We start from the raw sequence: 16,985 nt of genomic DNA on the forward strand, positions 1-16,985 counted from the left end.
CTAGGCGGCGGCGGTTTCCAGCTCGCTGCCGGAATGCAGTGTCAGTTCAATGCGCACCCCGTGGGTGGCAACTTCGTCCAGTCCCCCTGCTACCGCCTGCTGCGGCACCGACAGCACGACCGCATAAGGTCCTTCGCCGCGAGTGGCCAGTCTTTGGGCCAGGAGGCCTGCAGCCTGTACGGGTGCGGCCAGCACCAGCTCCGTGGTGCCCAGACCCAGCGATAGCTGCTGCGTGCTGCCGTCGGCCGAGACCCGCAGCGCGCTGACATCCACGCCTTCGCCGAGCAATGCCCGCCAGCGCGCCAGGCTGGCCTGCAGGTCCTTCACCGCTACTTCCAGGCGCGCCACGCCGGTCACGCCATTGGGATGCACCCGGGCCTGGCCTTCGGGCACGCGCAAGGCACGCGGCGTCAGGTCGCCGCACAGAAACGGCAGATCCTGGCTGTGGGCGCGTGCATTGCGCCAGCGCAGCTGCTCTCCATCGGGACGCAGACGTCCGCCCTCATAAGGCGCTTCATAGTCCAGGCCGCGCGCCTGGGCCGCCGCCACCACGGCGCCGGTCTCGGAGGGCAGCAGCGCGAAGTCGACCAGCCCCTCGCCGTGCTGCTGCAGCTGCTGCCACCAGCGCTCCTCGGGCGCTGGCGCACGCCAGGCAATGAGTTCGAAATAGGCGCCGTCGGCAAAGACCACCAAGGCATTGTGCGTGGAGCGGCCCGGGTGCTCGCCGCCGCGCAGCACGTTGAAACCCAGGGACTGGTAGTCGGCAATCGTGTGCTCCAGGTCCCGGACCGCGATGACGATATGGTCGAGTGGCAGGCTCATGCAAAAGTCTTTCCAAAAGGTTTTCAGGCCGCCAGGCGCTCGGGCGCGCTGGAGTCGGTATGGCGTACCTCGGCGCGGATGGACTGGGGGTGGCGCAGCAGGTTGAGGATGGGGCAGGTTCTCTCCACGGCCTCGAACAGCGCATCGATCTCGGCGCGGCTGGCTGGCGAATCGATATGCACGGTATAGCCGATATCGTGCGGCCAGATCGGCGTCGCCTCATGGCCGGGCTTGCCGCCGCGCGGGTCTATGACGCCCGTGACCTCGACTTCGAGGCTCTCCAGCGGCACCTGGCGCTCGGCCGCCTGGATCAGAAAGATATGGGTCACGCAGGTGCCCAGCACGCCCAGTTGCAGCTCGGGCGAGCTCGGGCCGAGGTTGTAGCCCGCGAAGTCGGGCGGGCTGTCGCTGATGACCTGGTGTTCGCGGATGCGCAGACGGCGCACGCCGCTGCGCCCCTCGGCACGCACGCTGGCCTTGAGTCTGGCGGCCTGGGCCGTACCCGCCTCGATGGCGGCGCTGCGTGCCAGCACGGCCGCGCGTTTTTCGGAAAGATATTCGTTGAGATGGCTCATGAGCGGGCTTTCGATAGAGGAATGCCAGGTCATTGTTGTGAGAGCGGCGCGCCGGGCCAACAAAGGAATTCGTCTGCGCTTATGCGCTTTGCAAATATGCGGCCCCTCACCGCTTAGTTGCTTTTCGCATAACGATGCTACTCAATATATGAACACGAATATTTGGTGTCGATAGCATGAGAACCATGAATCCGGCCGGTCGCTGCGGCGATGCGTCCGGAACCAGAGTTTTCAACGCCATGTGGCGACGAGGTATGAACGTGTTTTTCCCTTCGCAGACGGATCCATCGATAAAACAGCCGGTGAACAAGCCGGCCCGACGCCGCGCCCTATGGGCCGCAGTGGCGGTACTGACGGGCAGCATGCTGCTGGCCGGCTGCTCCAGACAATCCGGCACGGCCCAGGCCGGCGCCTCGGCGGAACCGGTCCAGGGCGGCACCCTGGTCTACCTCGAACAGCAGGCACACACCAATCTCTATCCGCCTGCCGGCGGCTTTTATCCCAACGGCGGCGTGCTCAACCAGATCACGGACAAGCTGACCTACCAGGACCCCGAGACGCTGGAGATCCAGCCCTGGATCGCCGAATCCTGGACCGTGAACGCCGATGCCACCGAGTACAGCTTCAAGCTGCGCTCCGGCGTGAGCTTCTCGGACGGATCGCCGCTGGACGCGGCCGCCGTGGCGCGCAACTTCGATACCTACGGTCTGGGCAACAAGGCGCTCAAGCAGCCGGTTTCCGAGGTCATCAACAATTACGAACGCAGCGAAGTCGTCGATCCGCTGACCGTGAAATTCTTCTTCAAAAAGCCCTCGCCGGGCTTTCTCCAGGGCACTTCGGTGATCGGCTCGGGCCTGGTCTCGCCGGCCACGCTGGATCGTCCGTTCGAGGAGCTTGGCGATGCCACGCGCATCATAGGTTCGGGCCCCTTCGTGGTGGCCAGCGAGACCCTGGGCAAGGAACTGGTGCTCAAGGCGCGCAAGGACTACAGCTGGGGCCCCGCCAGGCTGGCCCACCAGGGCCGCGCACGCCTGGATGAAGTCAAGTTCATCGTCACACCCGAGGACAGCGTGCGCATAGGCGCACTGCTGGCCGGCCAGGCCGGCTTCATCCGCCAGGTCCAGGCCTATGACGAAAAGCGCGTGGAGCAACAGAAGTTCAGCATCTACGCGCCGTCCACGCGCGGCGTGAACAACAGCATCGCCATCCGTCCCGACAACGCCCTGGTGGCCGACCTCAAGGTGCGCCAGGCCCTGTTGCATGGCACCAATACCAAGGAGATCGTCGAAACCCTCTTCTCGCCGCGCTACCCGCAGGCACGTTCGGTGATCGCCTCCACGGCAGCCGGCTATGTGGACCTGTCGGCCAAGCTGGTCTTTGACGAGGCCAGGGCAAAGCAATTGCTCGACGAGGCCGGCTGGAGCCTGGGCGCCAACGGCCTGCGCCAGAAGAACGGCCAGGACTTCGTGCTCTCGACCTACGAATCCCTGCCCCAGCCACAGAACAAGGAAACCCTGCAGCTCGTGGCCCAGCAATGGGCCAGGCTGGGCATCAAGCTCAATGTGCTGGCCGGAGACTCGGGCAGCCGCACGGTGGACACACTGGACCCCGACAAGACCGGCGTGCTGCCGGGCATGGTGGGCCGCGCCGATCCCGACGTGATCAAGAGCAATTACTATCCGAGCAACCGCAATGTGCTGCTGCAAAAAGGCGGTGTGAGCCAGAAGGTCAAGTCCTTCGAGGACGGCAAGCTCAACCGCCTGTTCGATGCCATCGCGGCCGAGACCGATGCCAACCGGCGTCTCGCGCTGACCGGCGAGGTGCAGAACTATCTGATCGATCAGGCCTATGTGATCCCGATCTTCGAGGAGCCACAGGCCTTCGCGGGTGCGACCTGGGTGCGTGAGGTGAGCTTCGAGGCCGTGGGCCGCCCCAGCTTCTACAGCACCTGGCTGGCCAAGCGCTGAGTGCGCACCGATCAAGGAAGCGCATCCATGCCACGCCGCTATCTGCTTGGCCGCATCGCACAGGCCGCCCTGGTGCTGTGGGCGGCTTTCACGGCCTCTTTCATCCTGCTGCAGCTGCTGCCGGGCGATGCCGTACTGATCAAGTTCCTGAACCCCGAGCTGGGCCTGGGCCCGCAGGAGATCGCCGACATCCGCGCCGCCTATGGCGCCGACCAGCCCGTCTGGCAGCAATACCTGCACACGCTGGCTCAGTTCCTCACGGGCCATTTCGGCTACTCGCTGCAGGCCGGCGTGCCCGTGAGCCAGGGCCTGGCCACCAGTCTGCCGCCCACGCTGCGCCTGGCGGCCCTGGGCTTTTCCACGGCGGCGCTGCTGGCCATCGCTCTGGCGGCCGCGGCCAGCCTCGCGCCGCTGGCCTGGCTGCGCAATGCCTTGCAAGCCCTGCCCTCGGTCTTCGTCTCCGTGCCCGTTTTCTGGCTGGGCATCATGCTGATCCAGGTCCTGTCCTTCCGTCTGGGATGGATTCCCGTCATCAATCCCGGCCCCTGGGAAGGCCTGGTCCTTCCCACTCTCACGCTGGCCGTCCCCATTTCGGCGCCACTGGCCCAGATCCTGCTGCGCAATATCGATACCGTGCTGGCCCAGCCCTTCGTGGCCGTGGCGCGCGCCAAGGGCGCTTCTCGCGCCTGGGTACTGCTGCACCATGTGGCGCGCAATGCCTTGCTGCCCACCTTGACGATTGCCGGCGTGCTGTTCGGCGAGCTGCTGGCCGGCGCCGTGGTCACCGAGGCCGTGTTCGGCCTCAACGGCCTGGGCACGCTGACCCAGCAGGCCGTGGGCAACCAGGACACGGCCGTGCTCCAGGCCGTGGTCGTGGTCTCGGCCGCCGCCTTCGTGCTCATCAACCTCGCCGTGGACCTGCTCTACCCGCTGCTCGATCCTCGTTTGCGTCATTCTGTGGAGAACCGGGCATGAACACCGCCGTCTCGACCGCCATTCCCAAGCAACTGGCATCCGGCGTCGCCTCGACCGCAGCGCCCAGGCTGGCGCCCCCGCCGGCACCGGCCGCAAAAAGCCTGCGCCCCGTCCTGATCGATCTGCAAAGGCTCAGGCGCCTGCCGCCCACGCTGGCCCTGGCCTGGCTGGTGATTGCCACGGCTGCGCTGTGGGCCCTGGTTCCGGGCTGGTTTGCCCATCAGAACCCCGTCGTCGGCCAGGCCGGCCAGCAACTGCTGGAGCCCGGCCTCGCGCACTGGCTTGGCACGGATGCGCTGGGGCGTGATCTCTGGGCCCGCGTAGTGCATGGCTCGGTGCACTCCTTGTCGGGCGCTTTCCTGGCCGTGGCCGTGGGCCTGGTGGCGGGCACGCTGATCGGCCTGCTGGCCGGTGCAGCGGGCGGCCGCGTCGATGACGCGCTGATGCGCCTCGTCGACGTGCTTCTGGCCGCGCCCTCGCTGCTGCTGTCGCTGACCATCATCATCTTGCTGGGCTTTGGCACCATCAATGCAGCCATCGCCGTGGGGGTGGCATCCGTGGCCGGCTTCGCGCGCCTGGTGCGCTCCGAGGTGGTACGCGTGCGCCGCTCGGACTATGTGGAGGCGGCCTTCGGCAGCGGCGGACGCTTTGCGGCCGTGCTGTGGCGCCATGTGCTGCCCAATTCGCTGACCTCGGTGGTGGCCCTGGCCGCGCTGCAGTTCGGCTCGGCCATCCTGTCGATTTCCACACTGGGCTTTCTGGGCTACGGCGCACCGCCGCCCACGCCCGAATGGGGCCTGCTGATCGCCGAAGGGCGCAACTACATCGCCACCGCCTGGTGGCTGACCACGGCGCCGGGCCTGGTCGTGGTGGCCGTGGTTCTGGCCGCCAACCGCATCGGCGCCTCCTTCGCGCGGAGGCCGGCATGAGCACCCTGCTGCAAGACCGCCCCGCCACGGCCACCCCTGCCGCCACCACACCACCGCTGCTTGAGGTCCAGGACCTTGTCATAGCCTACCGCGACCACAGCGGCCGGGAACAGCGCGTAGTCCACGGCCTGTCGTTTTCCGTGGCCCCCGGCGAGGTCGTGGCCCTGGTCGGTGAATCGGGCTCTGGCAAGACCACCACGGCCCAGGCCGTGATCGGGCTGCTCGCCGACAACGGGCGCCGCGAGCAAGGCAGCATCCGGCTGCAAGGCACCGAGGTCTCGGACTGGAGTGCTGCGCGCTGGAACAGCATTCGCGGCCGCGTGATCAGCCTGGTGCCCCAGGATCCGACCACCTCGCTCAACCCCGTGCGCACCGTGGGCGACCAGGTCGGCGAAATCCTGCGCATTCACGGCTTGCGCGACCGCTCTGCCATCGAGGCGCGCGTGATCGACCTGCTGACCCGCGTGGGCCTGTCCCAGCCCGCCCTGCGGGCGCGCCAGTATCCGCACGAGCTGTCGGGCGGCATGCGCCAGCGCGTGCTGATCGCCATCGCCATCGCGCTGCGGCCTGCGCTGATCATCGCCGACGAGCCCACCAGCGCGCTGGATGTCACGGTACAGCGGCGCATCCTGGATCTGATCGACGAACTGCGCCGCGAAACCGGCACCGCCGTGCTGCTGGTCACCCACGACCTGGGCGTGGCGGCCGACCGCGCGCATCGCCTCATCGTCATGCAGGGCGGTCGCATCCAGGAACAAGGCCCGACACTGGAGCTTCTGCGCCATCCGCAAAGCGCCTATACACGCCGCTTGCTGTCGGACGCACCTTCGCTCACGCCCGCCCCCCGTCGCACACCGCCTGAGACGGCGGTTGCCACCGAGGACTGGGCCATCGAGGTCGAGGACCTGGTTCACGACTTCCATGCCCCCAGCCAGGGGCGCGGCATTTTCCGCGCCGTGGACGGCGTGTCGCTGCGCCTGCGCCGAGGCTCCACGCATGCCATCGTCGGCGAATCGGGCTCGGGCAAGACCACGACCATACGCGACATCGTGGGCCTGGCACGCCCTACATCGGGTCGCATCCGCATCGCCGGCGCCGAACTCACGGGCCTGCGCGGCGAGGCCCTGCGCCAGCTGCGGCGCAAGGTTCAGCTGGTCTACCAGAACCCGTTCAGCTCGCTGGACCCGCGCCAGCGTGTCTTCGACATCATCGAGGAGCCGCTGCTCAACTTCGAGCCGCTGCCGCACCAAGAGCGCCGCCAGCACGTGCTTGACATGCTCGAGCGCGTGGGCCTGCCGGCCGCCGTGCTCGAACGGCGCCCGCATGCGCTCTCGGGCGGCCAGCGCCAGCGCGTGGCGATTGCACGCGCCCTGGTGCTGCAACCGGAGGTGGTGGTGCTGGACGAGGCCGTCTCGGCCCTGGACGTGACCGTGCAGGCCCAGATCCTCGCCCTGCTCGCGCAGCTGCAGCAGGACCTGGGTCTGAGCTATCTCTTCATCTCGCACGACCTTGCCGTGGTGCGCCAGATCGCCGACACGGTGTCGGTGCTGCGCGCAGGCAAGGTGGTGGACGTGGGCAGCGTCGAGGACGTGTTCCTGCGCCCCACCAGCGACTACACGCGCGAACTCATGGACGCCATTCCCGGCAAAAGGAGCATTGATTTTGTCCCCCACCCCGCCTGACACTCTTGCTCGCGCGCGCCCGACCCCGCGCCTGGGCTTCTTCAGCCGCCTGCTCGATGAGGTACCGGCCGGCGAACGCTACCGCCTGGTCACCGAGCAGATCGCCCATGCCGAAGCCCAGGGCTTCGACTCGGCCTGGATCGCCCAGCATCATTTCCACGAAAGCGAGGGCGGCCTGCCCTCACCCTTTGTCTTTCTCTCGCATGTGGCAGCCCGCACGCGGCGCATCCGCCTGGGAACGGGCGTGGTCACGCTGCCGCTGGAAAACGCGCTGCGCGTGGCCGAGGATGCGGCCGTGCTGGACCTGCTCTCGAACGGCCGCCTCGAGGTGGGCCTGGGCACAGGCGGCACGGCGGAGTCCTTCGAGGCCTTCGGCGTCACAGGCAGCGAGCGCGGCGCAGTCTTTGCGCGCAATTTCGCCGTGCTGAGGGATGCCTGGGCCGGGCGCGAGCTGGCAGGCGGCGTGCGCCTGTACCCCGCAGCCCCGCAGCTGCTGGAACGCGTCTGGCAGGCCACGTTCTCGGTCGAGGGCGGTGCACGCGCCGGTGCCAACGGGGACGGCTTGATGCTCTCGCGCACACAGCCCCGACCCGAAGGCCGCCCCCGCGCCACGCTGTCCGAGATACAGAACCCCATCATCGAAGCCTATCTCGCGGCCCTGCCCGCAGGACGCGCACCGCGCATCCTGGCTTCGCGCACCCTGCTGGTTTCCGACCAGCGCGCCCCGGCACTGCAATGGGCCGAGGCTGGTCTGCGCCGCACGGCCCAGCGTCATGCGGCCCTGGCTTCATCCGCGTCCACGCAATGGGCAACGCGCGTCGATCCGCAGGCGCCGCTGCAGCAGCTCATTGAAGCCTACGACGTGCATGTGGGAACACCCGAGGAGGTGATCGCCTCGCTGCGCGCCGACACGGCGCTGACGCAAGCCACCGACATCGTGTTCCAGGTTCACTCCATCGACCCGCCGCACCAGGCCATTCTGCGCTCCATCGAGCTAACGGCAGCCGTCGTGGCACCAGCTCTGGGCTGGCGCCGCAACGAGGCCCCCACCGGCGCTTCCCACCCCCTAGTCCGGACCGAACTGCTTCAAGCTGCATGACCATGAGCAACACCGCACAGACCCGCTTTCCCGAAGATGTAATCGACCATCTCGCCGATATCGCTGCCGGCAGCACGCTGGATCAGGTGCGCCGCCATCGCAGCGAGGCGCGCACCCAGGCCCAGCAGAGTTTTGCCGCCCTATTCACCCCCGCAGAGCCCATCTCAGGAACCGTCTCGCTGCGCGAGCGCCTGACGCTGGCCGCCTTCACGGCAGGCCTGCATGGCGAGCCCCGCAGCACGGCCTTCTACACACGCGCCCTGGCGGCCGAAGATGCCGATCTGGCCGGTGCCGTGAGCTCGGAAGTGGTGCGCGGGCGCGCTGCCAGCCTGCAGCCCGGCAGCGGTCCGCACGGCCCCTACGGGATCTATCCGGCCGGCCCCTTGAGCCGCGAGGACCAGAGCGGCCCCAGCTACGCCGTGGACCCGGCCCATGCGGCTTTGCTGGGCCCGCGCATGAGCGCCGCGCTGGCCCATGCCCATCTGCTGGCCTACCACCCACGCGATGCGAGTGCCCAGGCCTTGCTGGTGCTGCAGCAGGCCGGCTGGAGCGAGACCGATATCGTCATCCTGTCTCAGCTCGCCTCTTTTCTGTCCTTCCAGATCCGCCTCGTGGCGGGGCTGCGCGTGCTTGGCGCACGAGCAGCAGTCACCACGGCATCGTCCACCCTCGCCCTGCAAGCCCAGCCATGACCACCACGCACAACACCTCCCCTCAGGTCTTCACCCAGGAACAGCTCGACTGGCAGCCATGGATAGCTCCGCTGCAGGAGAGCGAGCTGAACGAGCGCCACCATGCGGGCCTGGTGGACGCAGCGCGCGCGCGTTCACCCTATTTCCGGCTGCTGGCGCGCGACCCCGACACGCTGGGAGCACGCACTCGTACCGACAAGGACATCTTCTACAACCCCGACGCCGGCCTGCCGCGCGCCGAGCGCGAACTGGCAGCAGCTGCAACCTCACGCACCAACGGCTGCATCTACTGCGCTTCGGTACATGCGCGCTTTGCCACGCATTTCTCGCACCGCGCCGCCGATGTGCAGCGCCTGCTCGATGAAGGTCCGGGCACCGACCTGGGCCCGCGCTGGAATGCCATCGTTGCCGCCGCCGTGGCCTTGACGCAGACGCCGCCCGCACTGGAGTCCAGTCATATCGATGCGCTGCGCGCCGCCGGTCTCGACGATGCAGCCATCTCCGATGCGCTTCACGGCACGGCCTTCTTCAACTGGGCCAACCGGCTCATGCTGTCGCTGGGCGAGCCCCTGCGCACGAGCAGCTGACAGCGCAGCTCACCACAGCCCCAGCAGCTTCCACCAGACGCTGCCGACGACAGCAAAGATCAGCAACTCCAGCACGCACATCGCGGCCCCCACGCGCCACCAGACACCCAGAGTCACATAGCCGCTGCCGAAGATGATGGGCGATGTTCCGGTCGCGTAGTGCGTCAGCGTCATCATGATGGCCGAACCGGCCGTCATCATCAGCATGAAGGGGACGACGTAGTCAGCCGGGATCAACTGCGCGCCCACAGTCAGAAAGGCCAGCATCATGGCGCTGATATGGGCCGTGGTGCTGGCAAACAGATAGTGCGAGAAGACGAAGACGCCCACCAGAATGGCAGCCACGGGCAGCCAGTCCAGGCCACTGGCGACGATGGCGCTCTTCAAGCCCTCGGCAAACCAGGCGACCACACCGAGCTTGTTGAGCTGCTCGGCCAGCATGACCAGGGCACCGAACCAGATCAAGGTGTCCCAGGCGCTTTTCTCGGACAGCACATCATCCCAATCGATGGTCCCCGTGATGATCAGGGCGAACAAACCGAGAAAAGCCACCACGGTCGGGTCCAGCGTGAACGCCGGGCCGAACAGCATCTGCGGCACATTCGCCCATAGCAGCAGCATCACGCCGAAAGTGCCGAGCATCACGCGCTCCTTGCCTGACAGCGGGCCCATGCCTGCCATCTCGGCGCGCGCGTACTCCACGGCATTGGGCGTGGCCTTGAGTTCGGGTGGCGACAGCAGATAGATCGCCAGCGGCATCAACAGCAGACACAGCAGCCCTGGCAGCAGCATGTACAGAGCCCAACTTGTCCAGCTCAGGTGCAGGGACTGACCCGTAGCCTTGGCCACCAGGTCCACAACAAGAGGATTGGGCGCCGTAGCGGTCAGGAACATGGCCGAGGTGATCGGGTTGGAGTGGTAGTTGACCAGTGCCAGATAGGTCCCGACCTTGCCTTGCGTTCCCTTGGCCGGGTCCGATTCAAAGGCGTTGGCGATGGACTTCATGATCGGGTGCACGATGCCGCCACCGCGTGCCGTGTTGCTGGGTGTGAACGGGGCCAGTACCAGCTCACAGATCGCGAGTCCGTAACCTATGCCTATGGTGCGCTTGCCCATCAGCGCAATGAACAGCAATCCGATGCGGTTGCCGAGCCCCGTCTTCTTGAGACCGCGCGAGATCAGAACCGCCACCACGATCAGCCAGATCAGGGGATTCGCAAAGCTGCTCAGCGCATCCGTGATCGCACCTTTGGACGAACTGGAGGTCACCTGAGACAGCGACACGATGACAATCGCCATCAATGCCATCACGCCTATGGGCATGACCTTGAGGATGATCGCCACGATGGTCGTCAGAAAGATGGCCACCAGTTGCCAGGCCTTGCTGTCCAGTCCCGCAGGCACCGGCGTCAGCAGCAGACCGGTCAGAACCAGGGTGGAAATCAGTGCAGGCACGACCCGAAATGGAACGACCGATTTGAAGTAACGGAACATCGAGACGATCTTCTCGAACATAGAAGTCCTTTTCTTTACCTGCAGCGCATCGAGACACCATACCTCAGCTCAGCAAAAGCCAGGAGTCCCCGACGGACATTGGCGCTCGGGTCACAGACTGGCATCATGATGCAGTGCCGCATGGCTTCGACTCCAGGCCGACTTTTACGTTGCCAAAGTTTGATCGACGGCAAGACTTGCAGAAGCAAAACCGATGGCAAGACCTCGTACATGCCAGTATTCAAGCATTGGGCACATGCCCATGGATTCAGCAGGAGAGACACTCTAAATGCCAGCGAACCGATTCCTGCCCGATGAATGGGAAAGCCGCCTTGAAGAAATAGATCTAGCGATACTGCATCAGGCTGCTATCTGCAAGATCCGGCTGCTCGACCCCGGTGCCGTCGAACGCGTGCTGGCCAACGATGCCGGCATCTGCGGTGCCGAACATGAGACGGCATTCAGGACCTTGCGCGGCCTGCTCTATCTGCACTACACCGAGGTGCTGCATATCAGCGAGGTGCTGAGCCCGGAAATCGCCCAGGTGATCGCCAGCCGGGTGCGCGAGCATTTGAGCCGGCGCTCGGGCACAGCGCCGGGAGGTATGACGGGCTGATACCAGCGCTGCCGCCCTTCAATGGAAAATGGACAAAAAAAAAGGTCACGACATTGTCGTGACCTTTTCAATTTGGTTGCGCGAGAAGGATTTGAACCTCCGACCTTTGGGTTATGAGCCCAACGAGCTACCAGACTGCTCCATCGCGCGGTATTTCCAAATTATAGCAGGCTTTGCAGCCTGCCCTGGCTTATTCAGCTGCTGCAGCGGCTTCTTCAGCGCGCTCGACCAGCTCCACATAGGCCATGGGAGCGTTGTCGCCCACGCGGAAGCCCATCTTCAGGATACGTGTGTAGCCACCGGGACGCTGAGCGTTGCGGGGACCCAGCACGTTGAACAGCTTGGTCACGCTGTCGCGGTCGCGCAGACGGTCGAAAGCCAGACGGCGGTTAGCCACGGTATCAACCTTGGCCAGAGTGATCATGGGCTCGATGACGCGACGCAGTTCCTTGGCCTTGGGGACCGTGGTCTTGATTGCTTCGTGCTCGATCAGCGAGTTCATCATGTTCTGCAGCATTGCCTTGCGGTGTGCAGAAGTGCGGTTCAGTTTGCGGAGGCCGTTGCCGTGACGCATGGTGCTTTTCCTTTGCTCCCCGTTTTTATCCGGAGATCTTTTCTAAATTAAATCAGGCAGCCGTATCAGGTACTGCCCGAGGCACTTGGACTTTGCCGGATCAACTCCAGCAAAGTCCTCTATTGTAGCAATTAACGCTTTTCCAAGCCAGCGGGTGGCCAGTTTTCAAGCTTCATGCCCAGAGTCAGACCACGGGAAGCCAGAACTTCCTTGATCTCGTTGAGCGACTTGCGACCCAGGTTGGGAGTCTTGAGCAGCTCGTTTTCGGTACGCTGGATGAGGTCACCGATGTAGTAAATGTTCTCTGCCTTGAGGCAGTTGGCAGAACGCACGGTGAGCTCGAGCTCGTCCACAGGACGCAGCAGGATGGGATCGAACGACGTGGCAGCGCCGCGGCCACCGGCAGGAGCGTCGAACACGCTGGCGATATCGCCACCGTCGAGCTGGGCAAACACTGCCAGCTGCTCCACCAGGATCTTGGCGGATGCACGCACTGCGTCTTCAGCGGTGATGGCACCGTTGGTTTCGATTTCCAGAACCAGCTTGTCCAGGTCGGTACGCTGTTCCACACGTGCGGATTCGACAGCGTAGCTCACGCGCTTGACGGGCGAGAACGAAGCGTCGAGCACGATACGGCCGATCGACTTGGTCGATTCGTCACCGTAGCGGCGCACGTTGCCGGGCACATAGCCGCGGCCCTTTTCCACCTTGATCTGCATGTCCAGCTTGCCGCCTTGCGACAGATGGGCGATCACATGATCAGGGTTGACGATTTCTACGTCGTGGGGGGTCTGAATGTCACGGGCAGTGACAACACCTTCGCCATCCTTGCGCAGGCTCAGGGTGACTTCGTCACGATTGTGCAGCTTGAACACCACACCCTTGAGGTTCAGCAGGATGTTGGTCACATCTTCCTGGACACCGTCGATGGAGGAGTACTCATGCAGCACCCCAGCAATCGTCACTTCCGTCGCTGCGTAACCCACCATGGAGGAGAGCAGAACACGGCGCAGGGCATTGCCCAGCGTATGACCGTAGCCACGCTCAAACGGCTCCAGAACAACCTTGGCACGGTTGTGACCAAGTTGCTCGACATTGATTGTCTTGGGCTTCAGCAAATTCGTTTGCATGCAGACTTCCTCTCAATACCCTCGGCTCGTTACACCGGTAAGGCTGGTGAAGCACCCACGGCGCGATGCCTCGCGCCGTGGGGACGGTTTACAGAAATGTCGCTGCTAAAGATTAACGCGAGTACAACTCAACGATCAGGGATTCGTTGATGTCAGCTGCGAATTCATCGCGGTCAGGAGACTTCTTGAAAGTACCTTCTGCCTTGTCAGCAGACACTTCAACCCATGCGGGGAAGCCCACTTGAGCAGCCAGTTGCAGAGCCTCGACCACGCGAGCTTGCTTCTTGGACTTTTCACGCAGGGCAACCACGTCGCCTTCCTTCACGGAGAAAGAAGGAATGTTCACGGACTGGCCGTTCACAGTGATAGCCTTGTGCGACACCAGCTGACGTGCTTCAGCGCGAGTGGAGCCGAAGCCCATGCGGTACACGACGTTGTCCAGACGCGATTCCAGCAGCGACAGCAGGTTGGCACCAGTGTTGCCACGCTTGCGGTCAGCAGCTTCGAAGTAGCGGCGGAATTGCTTCTCCAGCACGCCGTACATGCGCTTGACCTTCTGCTTTTCGCGCAGTTGCAGACCGTAGTCGGAAGTGCGCTGACCGGAAGTGCGGCCATGCTGACCAGGCTTGGTGTCGAACTTTGCCTTGTCTGCGATGGAGCGACGTGCGCTCTTCAGGAACAGATCGGTGCCTTCGCGGCGGGAGAGTTTTGCCTTAGGGCCAATATAGCGTGCCACTTGATTTCCTTTGTGTCATCTACCGTGCGCAAACACGGGAGCCGCCCGCGATGCAAATGCACCTGGGCGGCGGTGGGCTTGATAAAAAAGTTAGATACGACGACGCTTTTGAGGGCGGCAGCCGTTGTGGGGAACCGGAGTCACGTCCGAGATGGAAGTGATACGGATACCCAGAGCACCCAGGGCGCGAACCGAGGATTCACGGCCAGGACCGGGACCCTTGATTTCGACTTCCAGGTTCTTGATGCCCTGTTCGATAGCAGCACGACCGGCCACTTCCGAAGCAACCTGAGCAGCAAAGGGAGTCGACTTACGCGAACCCTTGAAGCCCTGGCCACCCGACGAAGCCCACGACAGAGCGTTGCCTTGACGGTCGGTGATGGTGATGATCGTGTTGTTGAACGAAGCGTGCACGTGCGCGATGCCGTCAGAAATATTCTTACGGACCTTCTTGCGAACGCGAGCAGCTGCGTTGTTTGCGGGAGACTTAGCCATAATGATCTTTCAATCTCTTATTTCTTCAGAGCCGCAGCACCCTTGCGCGGACCCTTGCGAGTACGGGCGTTTGTGCGGGTACGTTGACCGCGCATGGGCAGGCCGCGACGATGACGGAAACCGCGGTAGCAACCGATGTCCATCAAGCGCTTGATGTTCATCGTGGTTTCGCGACGCAGATCACCTTCCAGAGTCATGGGATTCAGGAAGTCACGGATCTTTTCCAGATCAGCGTCCGTCAGGTCCTTGACCTTCTTGGAATACTCGATACCGCATGCTTCGCAGATCTTGCGAGCTGTAGTGCGACCGATGCCATAGATGGCAGTCAGGCCGATTTCAGCATGCTTGTGCGGCGGGATGTTAATGCCAGCAATACGTGCCATATTAGTCCTCTAATGCTTTCAATCAACCTTGGCGCTGCTTGTGGCGCTGGTCAGTGCAGATCACGCGCACAACACCTTTGCGGCGGATGATCTTGCAGTTACGGCAGATTTTCTTGACCGAAGCCGAAACTCTCATTCTTTTCTCCTAAAACTTTCCATCCACTATCGGCCTATCGACCGGGAAACAATGCCCGCGATAGATCGATGGGCGTCTACTAACTTTTGGCAGGCTGCCCCCTTGGGCAGCCTTGTCATCAAATACCAGCCTTAAAGTTCGCTTTTTTCAGGAGCGACTCGTATTGCTGCGACATCACGTAGTTCTGCACTTGCGCCATGAAGTCCATTGTCACGACCACAATGATCAGCAACGATGTACCACCGAAGTAGAACGGAACGTTGTACTTCAGGATCAGGAATTCGGGCAACAAGCACACGAAGGTAATGTAGATCGCGCCAGCCAGGGTCAGGCGAACCAGAATCTTGTCAATGTAGCGGGCTGTCTGTTCGCCAGGACGAATCCCGGGGATGAAAGCGCCACTCTTCTTCAGGTTGTCGGCAGTTTCCCGGCTGTTGAAAACCAGGGCCGTATAGAAGAAGCAGAAGAAAATGATCGCGGCAGCATAAAGGATGACATAGATTGGCTGACCAGGGGTCAACGTGCTCGCAATATCCTTCAGCCAGCGCATGGATTCTCCTGCACTGAACCAATTCACCACCGTAGCGGGCAGCAAGATGATCGACGAAGCGAAGATGGGAGGAATCACACCTGCCATGTTCAGCTTCAGTGGCAAGTGCGAAGACTGACCACCGTACACCTTGTTGCCGACTTGCCGGCGTGCGTAATTCACCAAGATCTTGCGTTGACCTCGTTCGACATACACGACGAAATACGTCACGGCTGCCACAACGAGAACAATGAAGATTGCCGCCAGAATGCTCATGGCACCGGTGCGCACCAGTTCCAGCAGACCGCCGATGGAGCTCGGCAGGCCTGCGGCGATACCGCCAAAGATCAGTATCGAGATACCGTTGCCCAGACCACGTTCAGTGATCTGTTCACCGAGCCACATCAGGAACAGGGTACCGGCCGTGAGACTGACCACCGCAGTCATGCGGAAGCCAAAACCAGGGTTCAGAACCAAGCCTGCGGAGCTTTCCAGGGCAACAGCAATTCCCAAGGACTGAAACAGCGCCAGGCCCAGAGTGCCGTAGCGGGTGTACTGGGTAATCTTGCGACGACCCGCTTCACCTTCCTTTTTCATCTGCTCGAATGTCGGGACCACGTAGGTCATGAGCTGCATGATGATCGATGCCGAGATGTACGGCATGATCCCCAGTGCGAACACTGTGAAGCGCGAGAGCGCTCCACCCGAGAACATGTTGAACAGATTGAGAATGCCGCCCTGCTGGCCAGAGAACAGCTGCTGCAGCTGCGCTGGGTCGATGCCCGGAACGGGGATATGCGCCCCGATGCGGTATACGACCAGCGCAAGCAACAGAAAAACCAGACGACGACGCAGGTCGCCGAATTTTCCAGTCTTTGCAATTTGAGCTGCGCTAGTAGCCACGGATGTCTTCTTTCAGAACTTTAATCAGGCGATGCTGCCACCGGCAGCTTCGATGGCAGCCTTGGCACCGGCGGTAGCGCCGATACCATTGAGCTTGACAGCCTTAGTCAGTTCACCGCTCTTGATGATCTTCACGACCTTAGCGATAGAGCCAACCAGACCGGCTTGCTTCAGAGCAGCCAGATCGACTTCGGCCAGGCCGAGCTTATCCAGCTCGGACAGGGTCACTTCTGCATTGAACTTCAGCAGATGCGACTTGAAGCCACGCTTGGGCAGGCGACGCTGCAGAGGCATTTGACCGCCTTCGAAGCCCACCTTGTGGTAGCCACCCGAACGCGACTTCTGACCCTTGTGACCGCGACCGGCAGTCTTACCCAGACCAGAACCGATACCGCGACCCACGCGACGCTTAGCGTGCTTGGCGCCGTCTGCAGGCTTGATGCTATTGAGTTCCATCATCAATCCTTTCAGAGAACCTTCACCAAGTAGGCGATCTTGTTAATCATGCCGCGCACTTCAGGAGTGTCCTGCAGTTCGCTGACGCTGTTCAGCTTGCGCAGACCCAGGCCACGCACAGTCGCACGGTGCGACTCTTTGGTGCCGATGGGGCTACGAACCAGCTGAATCTTGACAGTTTGTTGTGTTGTCATGTGCTGGACTC

The 16,985-nt window shown here is 63.1% G+C and carries 20 protein-coding genes and 1 tRNA gene; 8 read left to right on the forward strand and 13 right to left on the reverse strand.

Translation table 11 applies throughout. From position 1 onward, the window contains the following. Window positions 1-822 carry a VOC family protein gene (locus tag Cth01_RS06895; RefSeq protein WP_034377333.1) on the reverse strand — a complete coding sequence of 274 codons (822 nt, stop codon included), beginning with the start codon at window positions 820-822 and terminating at the stop codon, window positions 1-3. 23 nt (window positions 823-845) lie between these two features. After that, window positions 846-1,397: an OsmC family protein gene (locus Cth01_RS06900; protein ID WP_034377335.1), complete on the reverse strand. Its 552-nt coding sequence runs from the start codon at window positions 1,395-1,397 to the stop codon at window positions 846-848. 254 nt (window positions 1,398-1,651) lie between these two features. Between Cth01_RS06900 and Cth01_RS06905 the strand changes: the two genes are divergently transcribed. Genes Cth01_RS06905 through Cth01_RS06935 form a run of 7 tightly spaced genes read left to right on the forward strand, consistent with a single transcriptional unit; the run spans window position 1,652 to window position 9,328 of the window. Next, the gene (locus Cth01_RS06905) at window positions 1,652-3,364 is read left to right on the forward strand and encodes a TIGR04028 family ABC transporter substrate-binding protein (protein ID WP_174447035.1); all 1,713 of its coding nucleotides are present in this window, start codon (window positions 1,652-1,654) and stop codon (window positions 3,362-3,364) included. Window positions 3,365-3,391: 27 nt separating this feature from the next. Beyond that, window positions 3,392-4,339 carry an ABC transporter permease gene (locus Cth01_RS06910; RefSeq protein ID WP_003050560.1) on the forward strand — a complete coding sequence of 316 codons (948 nt, stop codon included), beginning with the start codon at window positions 3,392-3,394 and terminating at the stop codon, window positions 4,337-4,339. Beyond that, complete coding sequence (locus Cth01_RS06915; protein ID WP_045838816.1) at window positions 4,336-5,268, forward strand: ABC transporter permease; 933 nt, start codon at window positions 4,336-4,338, stop codon at window positions 5,266-5,268. Before Cth01_RS06910 ends, Cth01_RS06915 begins: the two co-directional genes overlap by 4 nt. Then, complete coding sequence (locus Cth01_RS06920; protein WP_045838817.1) at window positions 5,265-6,950, forward strand: dipeptide ABC transporter ATP-binding protein; 1,686 nt, start codon at window positions 5,265-5,267, stop codon at window positions 6,948-6,950. The genes Cth01_RS06915 and Cth01_RS06920 overlap by 4 nt, the downstream gene beginning before the upstream one ends. Beyond that, window positions 6,931-8,049, forward strand: coding sequence for a putative FMN-dependent luciferase-like monooxygenase (locus Cth01_RS06925; protein ID WP_034377338.1), 1,119 nt, complete (start codon window positions 6,931-6,933; stop codon window positions 8,047-8,049). The genes Cth01_RS06920 and Cth01_RS06925 overlap by 20 nt, the downstream gene beginning before the upstream one ends. After that, window positions 8,046-8,741 (forward strand): CMD domain protein, encoded by a 696-nt coding sequence (locus Cth01_RS06930; protein ID WP_034377339.1) that lies wholly within the window; start codon window positions 8,046-8,048, stop codon window positions 8,739-8,741. The genes Cth01_RS06925 and Cth01_RS06930 overlap by 4 nt, the downstream gene beginning before the upstream one ends. Next, window positions 8,738-9,328, forward strand: coding sequence for an alkylhydroperoxidase domain protein (locus Cth01_RS06935; protein WP_034377340.1), 591 nt, complete (start codon window positions 8,738-8,740; stop codon window positions 9,326-9,328). Before Cth01_RS06930 ends, Cth01_RS06935 begins: the two co-directional genes overlap by 4 nt. Before the next feature lie 9 nt (window positions 9,329-9,337). Here the strand turns inward: Cth01_RS06935 and Cth01_RS06940 are convergent, their stop codons facing one another. Then, window positions 9,338-10,843, reverse strand: a complete 1,506-nt coding sequence (locus Cth01_RS06940; RefSeq protein ID WP_034377341.1) for a DASS family sodium-coupled anion symporter — start codon at window positions 10,841-10,843, stop codon at window positions 9,338-9,340. Window positions 10,844-11,111: 268 nt separating this feature from the next. Here Cth01_RS06940 and Cth01_RS06945 point away from each other — a divergent pair, with 268 nt between their 5' ends. Further along, complete coding sequence (locus tag Cth01_RS06945) at window positions 11,112-11,438, forward strand: hypothetical protein (RefSeq protein WP_034355023.1); 327 nt, start codon at window positions 11,112-11,114, stop codon at window positions 11,436-11,438. Window positions 11,439-11,511: 73 nt separating this feature from the next. Here Cth01_RS06945 and Cth01_RS06950 read toward each other — a convergent pair. From Cth01_RS06950 to rpmD, 10 genes are all read right to left on the reverse strand, one after another. Next, window positions 11,512-11,588, reverse strand: a tRNA-Met gene (locus Cth01_RS06950). A 40-nt stretch (window positions 11,589-11,628) separates the two neighbouring features. Next, complete coding sequence (gene rplQ, locus Cth01_RS06955) at window positions 11,629-12,012, reverse strand: 50S ribosomal protein L17 (protein ID WP_003050544.1); 384 nt, start codon at window positions 12,010-12,012, stop codon at window positions 11,629-11,631. Window positions 12,013-12,143: 131 nt separating this feature from the next. Beyond that, window positions 12,144-13,142, reverse strand: a complete 999-nt coding sequence (locus tag Cth01_RS06960; protein ID WP_003050542.1) for a DNA-directed RNA polymerase subunit alpha — start codon at window positions 13,140-13,142, stop codon at window positions 12,144-12,146. Window positions 13,143-13,254: 112 nt separating this feature from the next. Continuing rightward, window positions 13,255-13,878, reverse strand: coding sequence for a 30S ribosomal protein S4 (rpsD, locus tag Cth01_RS06965; protein WP_003068426.1), 624 nt, complete (start codon window positions 13,876-13,878; stop codon window positions 13,255-13,257). Window positions 13,879-13,968: 90 nt separating this feature from the next. Beyond that, the gene (gene rpsK / locus Cth01_RS06970) at window positions 13,969-14,373 is read right to left on the reverse strand and encodes a 30S ribosomal protein S11 (protein ID WP_003050538.1); all 405 of its coding nucleotides are present in this window, start codon (window positions 14,371-14,373) and stop codon (window positions 13,969-13,971) included. A 17-nt stretch (window positions 14,374-14,390) separates the two neighbouring features. Next, on the reverse strand, window positions 14,391-14,756 hold the full coding sequence (rpsM, locus tag Cth01_RS06975; RefSeq protein WP_003068424.1) for a 30S ribosomal protein S13: 366 nt from the start codon (window positions 14,754-14,756) through the stop codon (window positions 14,391-14,393). Between the two features lie 22 nt (window positions 14,757-14,778). Then, window positions 14,779-14,892: a 50S ribosomal protein L36 gene (rpmJ, locus tag Cth01_RS06980; RefSeq protein WP_003050535.1), complete on the reverse strand. Its 114-nt coding sequence runs from the start codon at window positions 14,890-14,892 to the stop codon at window positions 14,779-14,781. A gap of 118 nt (window positions 14,893-15,010) precedes the next feature. After that, window positions 15,011-16,324, reverse strand: a complete 1,314-nt coding sequence (secY, locus tag Cth01_RS06985) for a preprotein translocase subunit SecY (RefSeq protein ID WP_003050520.1) — start codon at window positions 16,322-16,324, stop codon at window positions 15,011-15,013. 24 nt (window positions 16,325-16,348) lie between these two features. Beyond that, on the reverse strand, window positions 16,349-16,780 hold the full coding sequence (gene rplO / locus Cth01_RS06990) for a 50S ribosomal protein L15 (RefSeq protein ID WP_003050519.1): 432 nt from the start codon (window positions 16,778-16,780) through the stop codon (window positions 16,349-16,351). A gap of 11 nt (window positions 16,781-16,791) precedes the next feature. Then, window positions 16,792-16,974, reverse strand: coding sequence for a 50S ribosomal protein L30 (gene rpmD, locus Cth01_RS06995; RefSeq protein WP_003050517.1), 183 nt, complete (start codon window positions 16,972-16,974; stop codon window positions 16,792-16,794). Window positions 16,975-16,985 lie beyond the last annotated feature (11 nt).

Source organism: Comamonas thiooxydans, assembly GCF_000964545.1.
GTDB lineage: Bacteria > Pseudomonadota > Gammaproteobacteria > Burkholderiales > Burkholderiaceae_C > Comamonas > Comamonas thiooxydans.

What these genes read in the sequence shown, in the direction of transcription:
- Cth01_RS06895 (WP_034377333.1), bottom strand. Translation starts at nt 822, where the DNA reads ATGAGCCTGCCACTCGACCATATCGTCATCGCGGTCCGGGACCTGGAG.
- Cth01_RS06900 (WP_034377335.1), bottom strand. Translation starts at nt 1,397, where the DNA reads ATGAGCCATCTCAACGAATATCTTTCCGAAAAACGCGCGGCCGTGCTG.
- Cth01_RS06905 (WP_174447035.1), top strand. Translation starts at nt 1,652, where the DNA reads ATGAACGTGTTTTTCCCTTCGCAGACGGATCCATCGATAAAACAGCCG.
- Cth01_RS06910 (WP_003050560.1), top strand. Translation starts at nt 3,392, where the DNA reads ATGCCACGCCGCTATCTGCTTGGCCGCATCGCACAGGCCGCCCTGGTG.
- Cth01_RS06915 (WP_045838816.1), top strand. Translation starts at nt 4,336, where the DNA reads ATGAACACCGCCGTCTCGACCGCCATTCCCAAGCAACTGGCATCCGGC.
- Cth01_RS06920 (WP_045838817.1), top strand. Translation starts at nt 5,265, where the DNA reads ATGAGCACCCTGCTGCAAGACCGCCCCGCCACGGCCACCCCTGCCGCC.
- Cth01_RS06930 (WP_034377339.1), top strand. Translation starts at nt 8,046, where the DNA reads ATGACCATGAGCAACACCGCACAGACCCGCTTTCCCGAAGATGTAATC.
- Cth01_RS06935 (WP_034377340.1), top strand. Translation starts at nt 8,738, where the DNA reads ATGACCACCACGCACAACACCTCCCCTCAGGTCTTCACCCAGGAACAG.
- Cth01_RS06940 (WP_034377341.1), bottom strand. Translation starts at nt 10,843, where the DNA reads ATGTTCGAGAAGATCGTCTCGATGTTCCGTTACTTCAAATCGGTCGTT.
- Cth01_RS06945 (WP_034355023.1), top strand. Translation starts at nt 11,112, where the DNA reads ATGCCAGCGAACCGATTCCTGCCCGATGAATGGGAAAGCCGCCTTGAA.
- rplQ (WP_003050544.1), bottom strand. Translation starts at nt 12,012, where the DNA reads ATGCGTCACGGCAACGGCCTCCGCAAACTGAACCGCACTTCTGCACAC.
- Cth01_RS06960 (WP_003050542.1), bottom strand. Translation starts at nt 13,142, where the DNA reads ATGCAAACGAATTTGCTGAAGCCCAAGACAATCAATGTCGAGCAACTT.
- rpsK (WP_003050538.1), bottom strand. Translation starts at nt 14,373, where the DNA reads ATGGCTAAGTCTCCCGCAAACAACGCAGCTGCTCGCGTTCGCAAGAAG.
- rpsM (WP_003068424.1), bottom strand. Translation starts at nt 14,756, where the DNA reads ATGGCACGTATTGCTGGCATTAACATCCCGCCGCACAAGCATGCTGAA.
- rpmJ (WP_003050535.1), bottom strand. Translation starts at nt 14,892, where the DNA reads ATGAGAGTTTCGGCTTCGGTCAAGAAAATCTGCCGTAACTGCAAGATC.
- rplO (WP_003050519.1), bottom strand. Translation starts at nt 16,780, where the DNA reads ATGGAACTCAATAGCATCAAGCCTGCAGACGGCGCCAAGCACGCTAAG.
- rpmD (WP_003050517.1), bottom strand. Translation starts at nt 16,974, where the DNA reads ATGACAACACAACAAACTGTCAAGATTCAGCTGGTTCGTAGCCCCATC.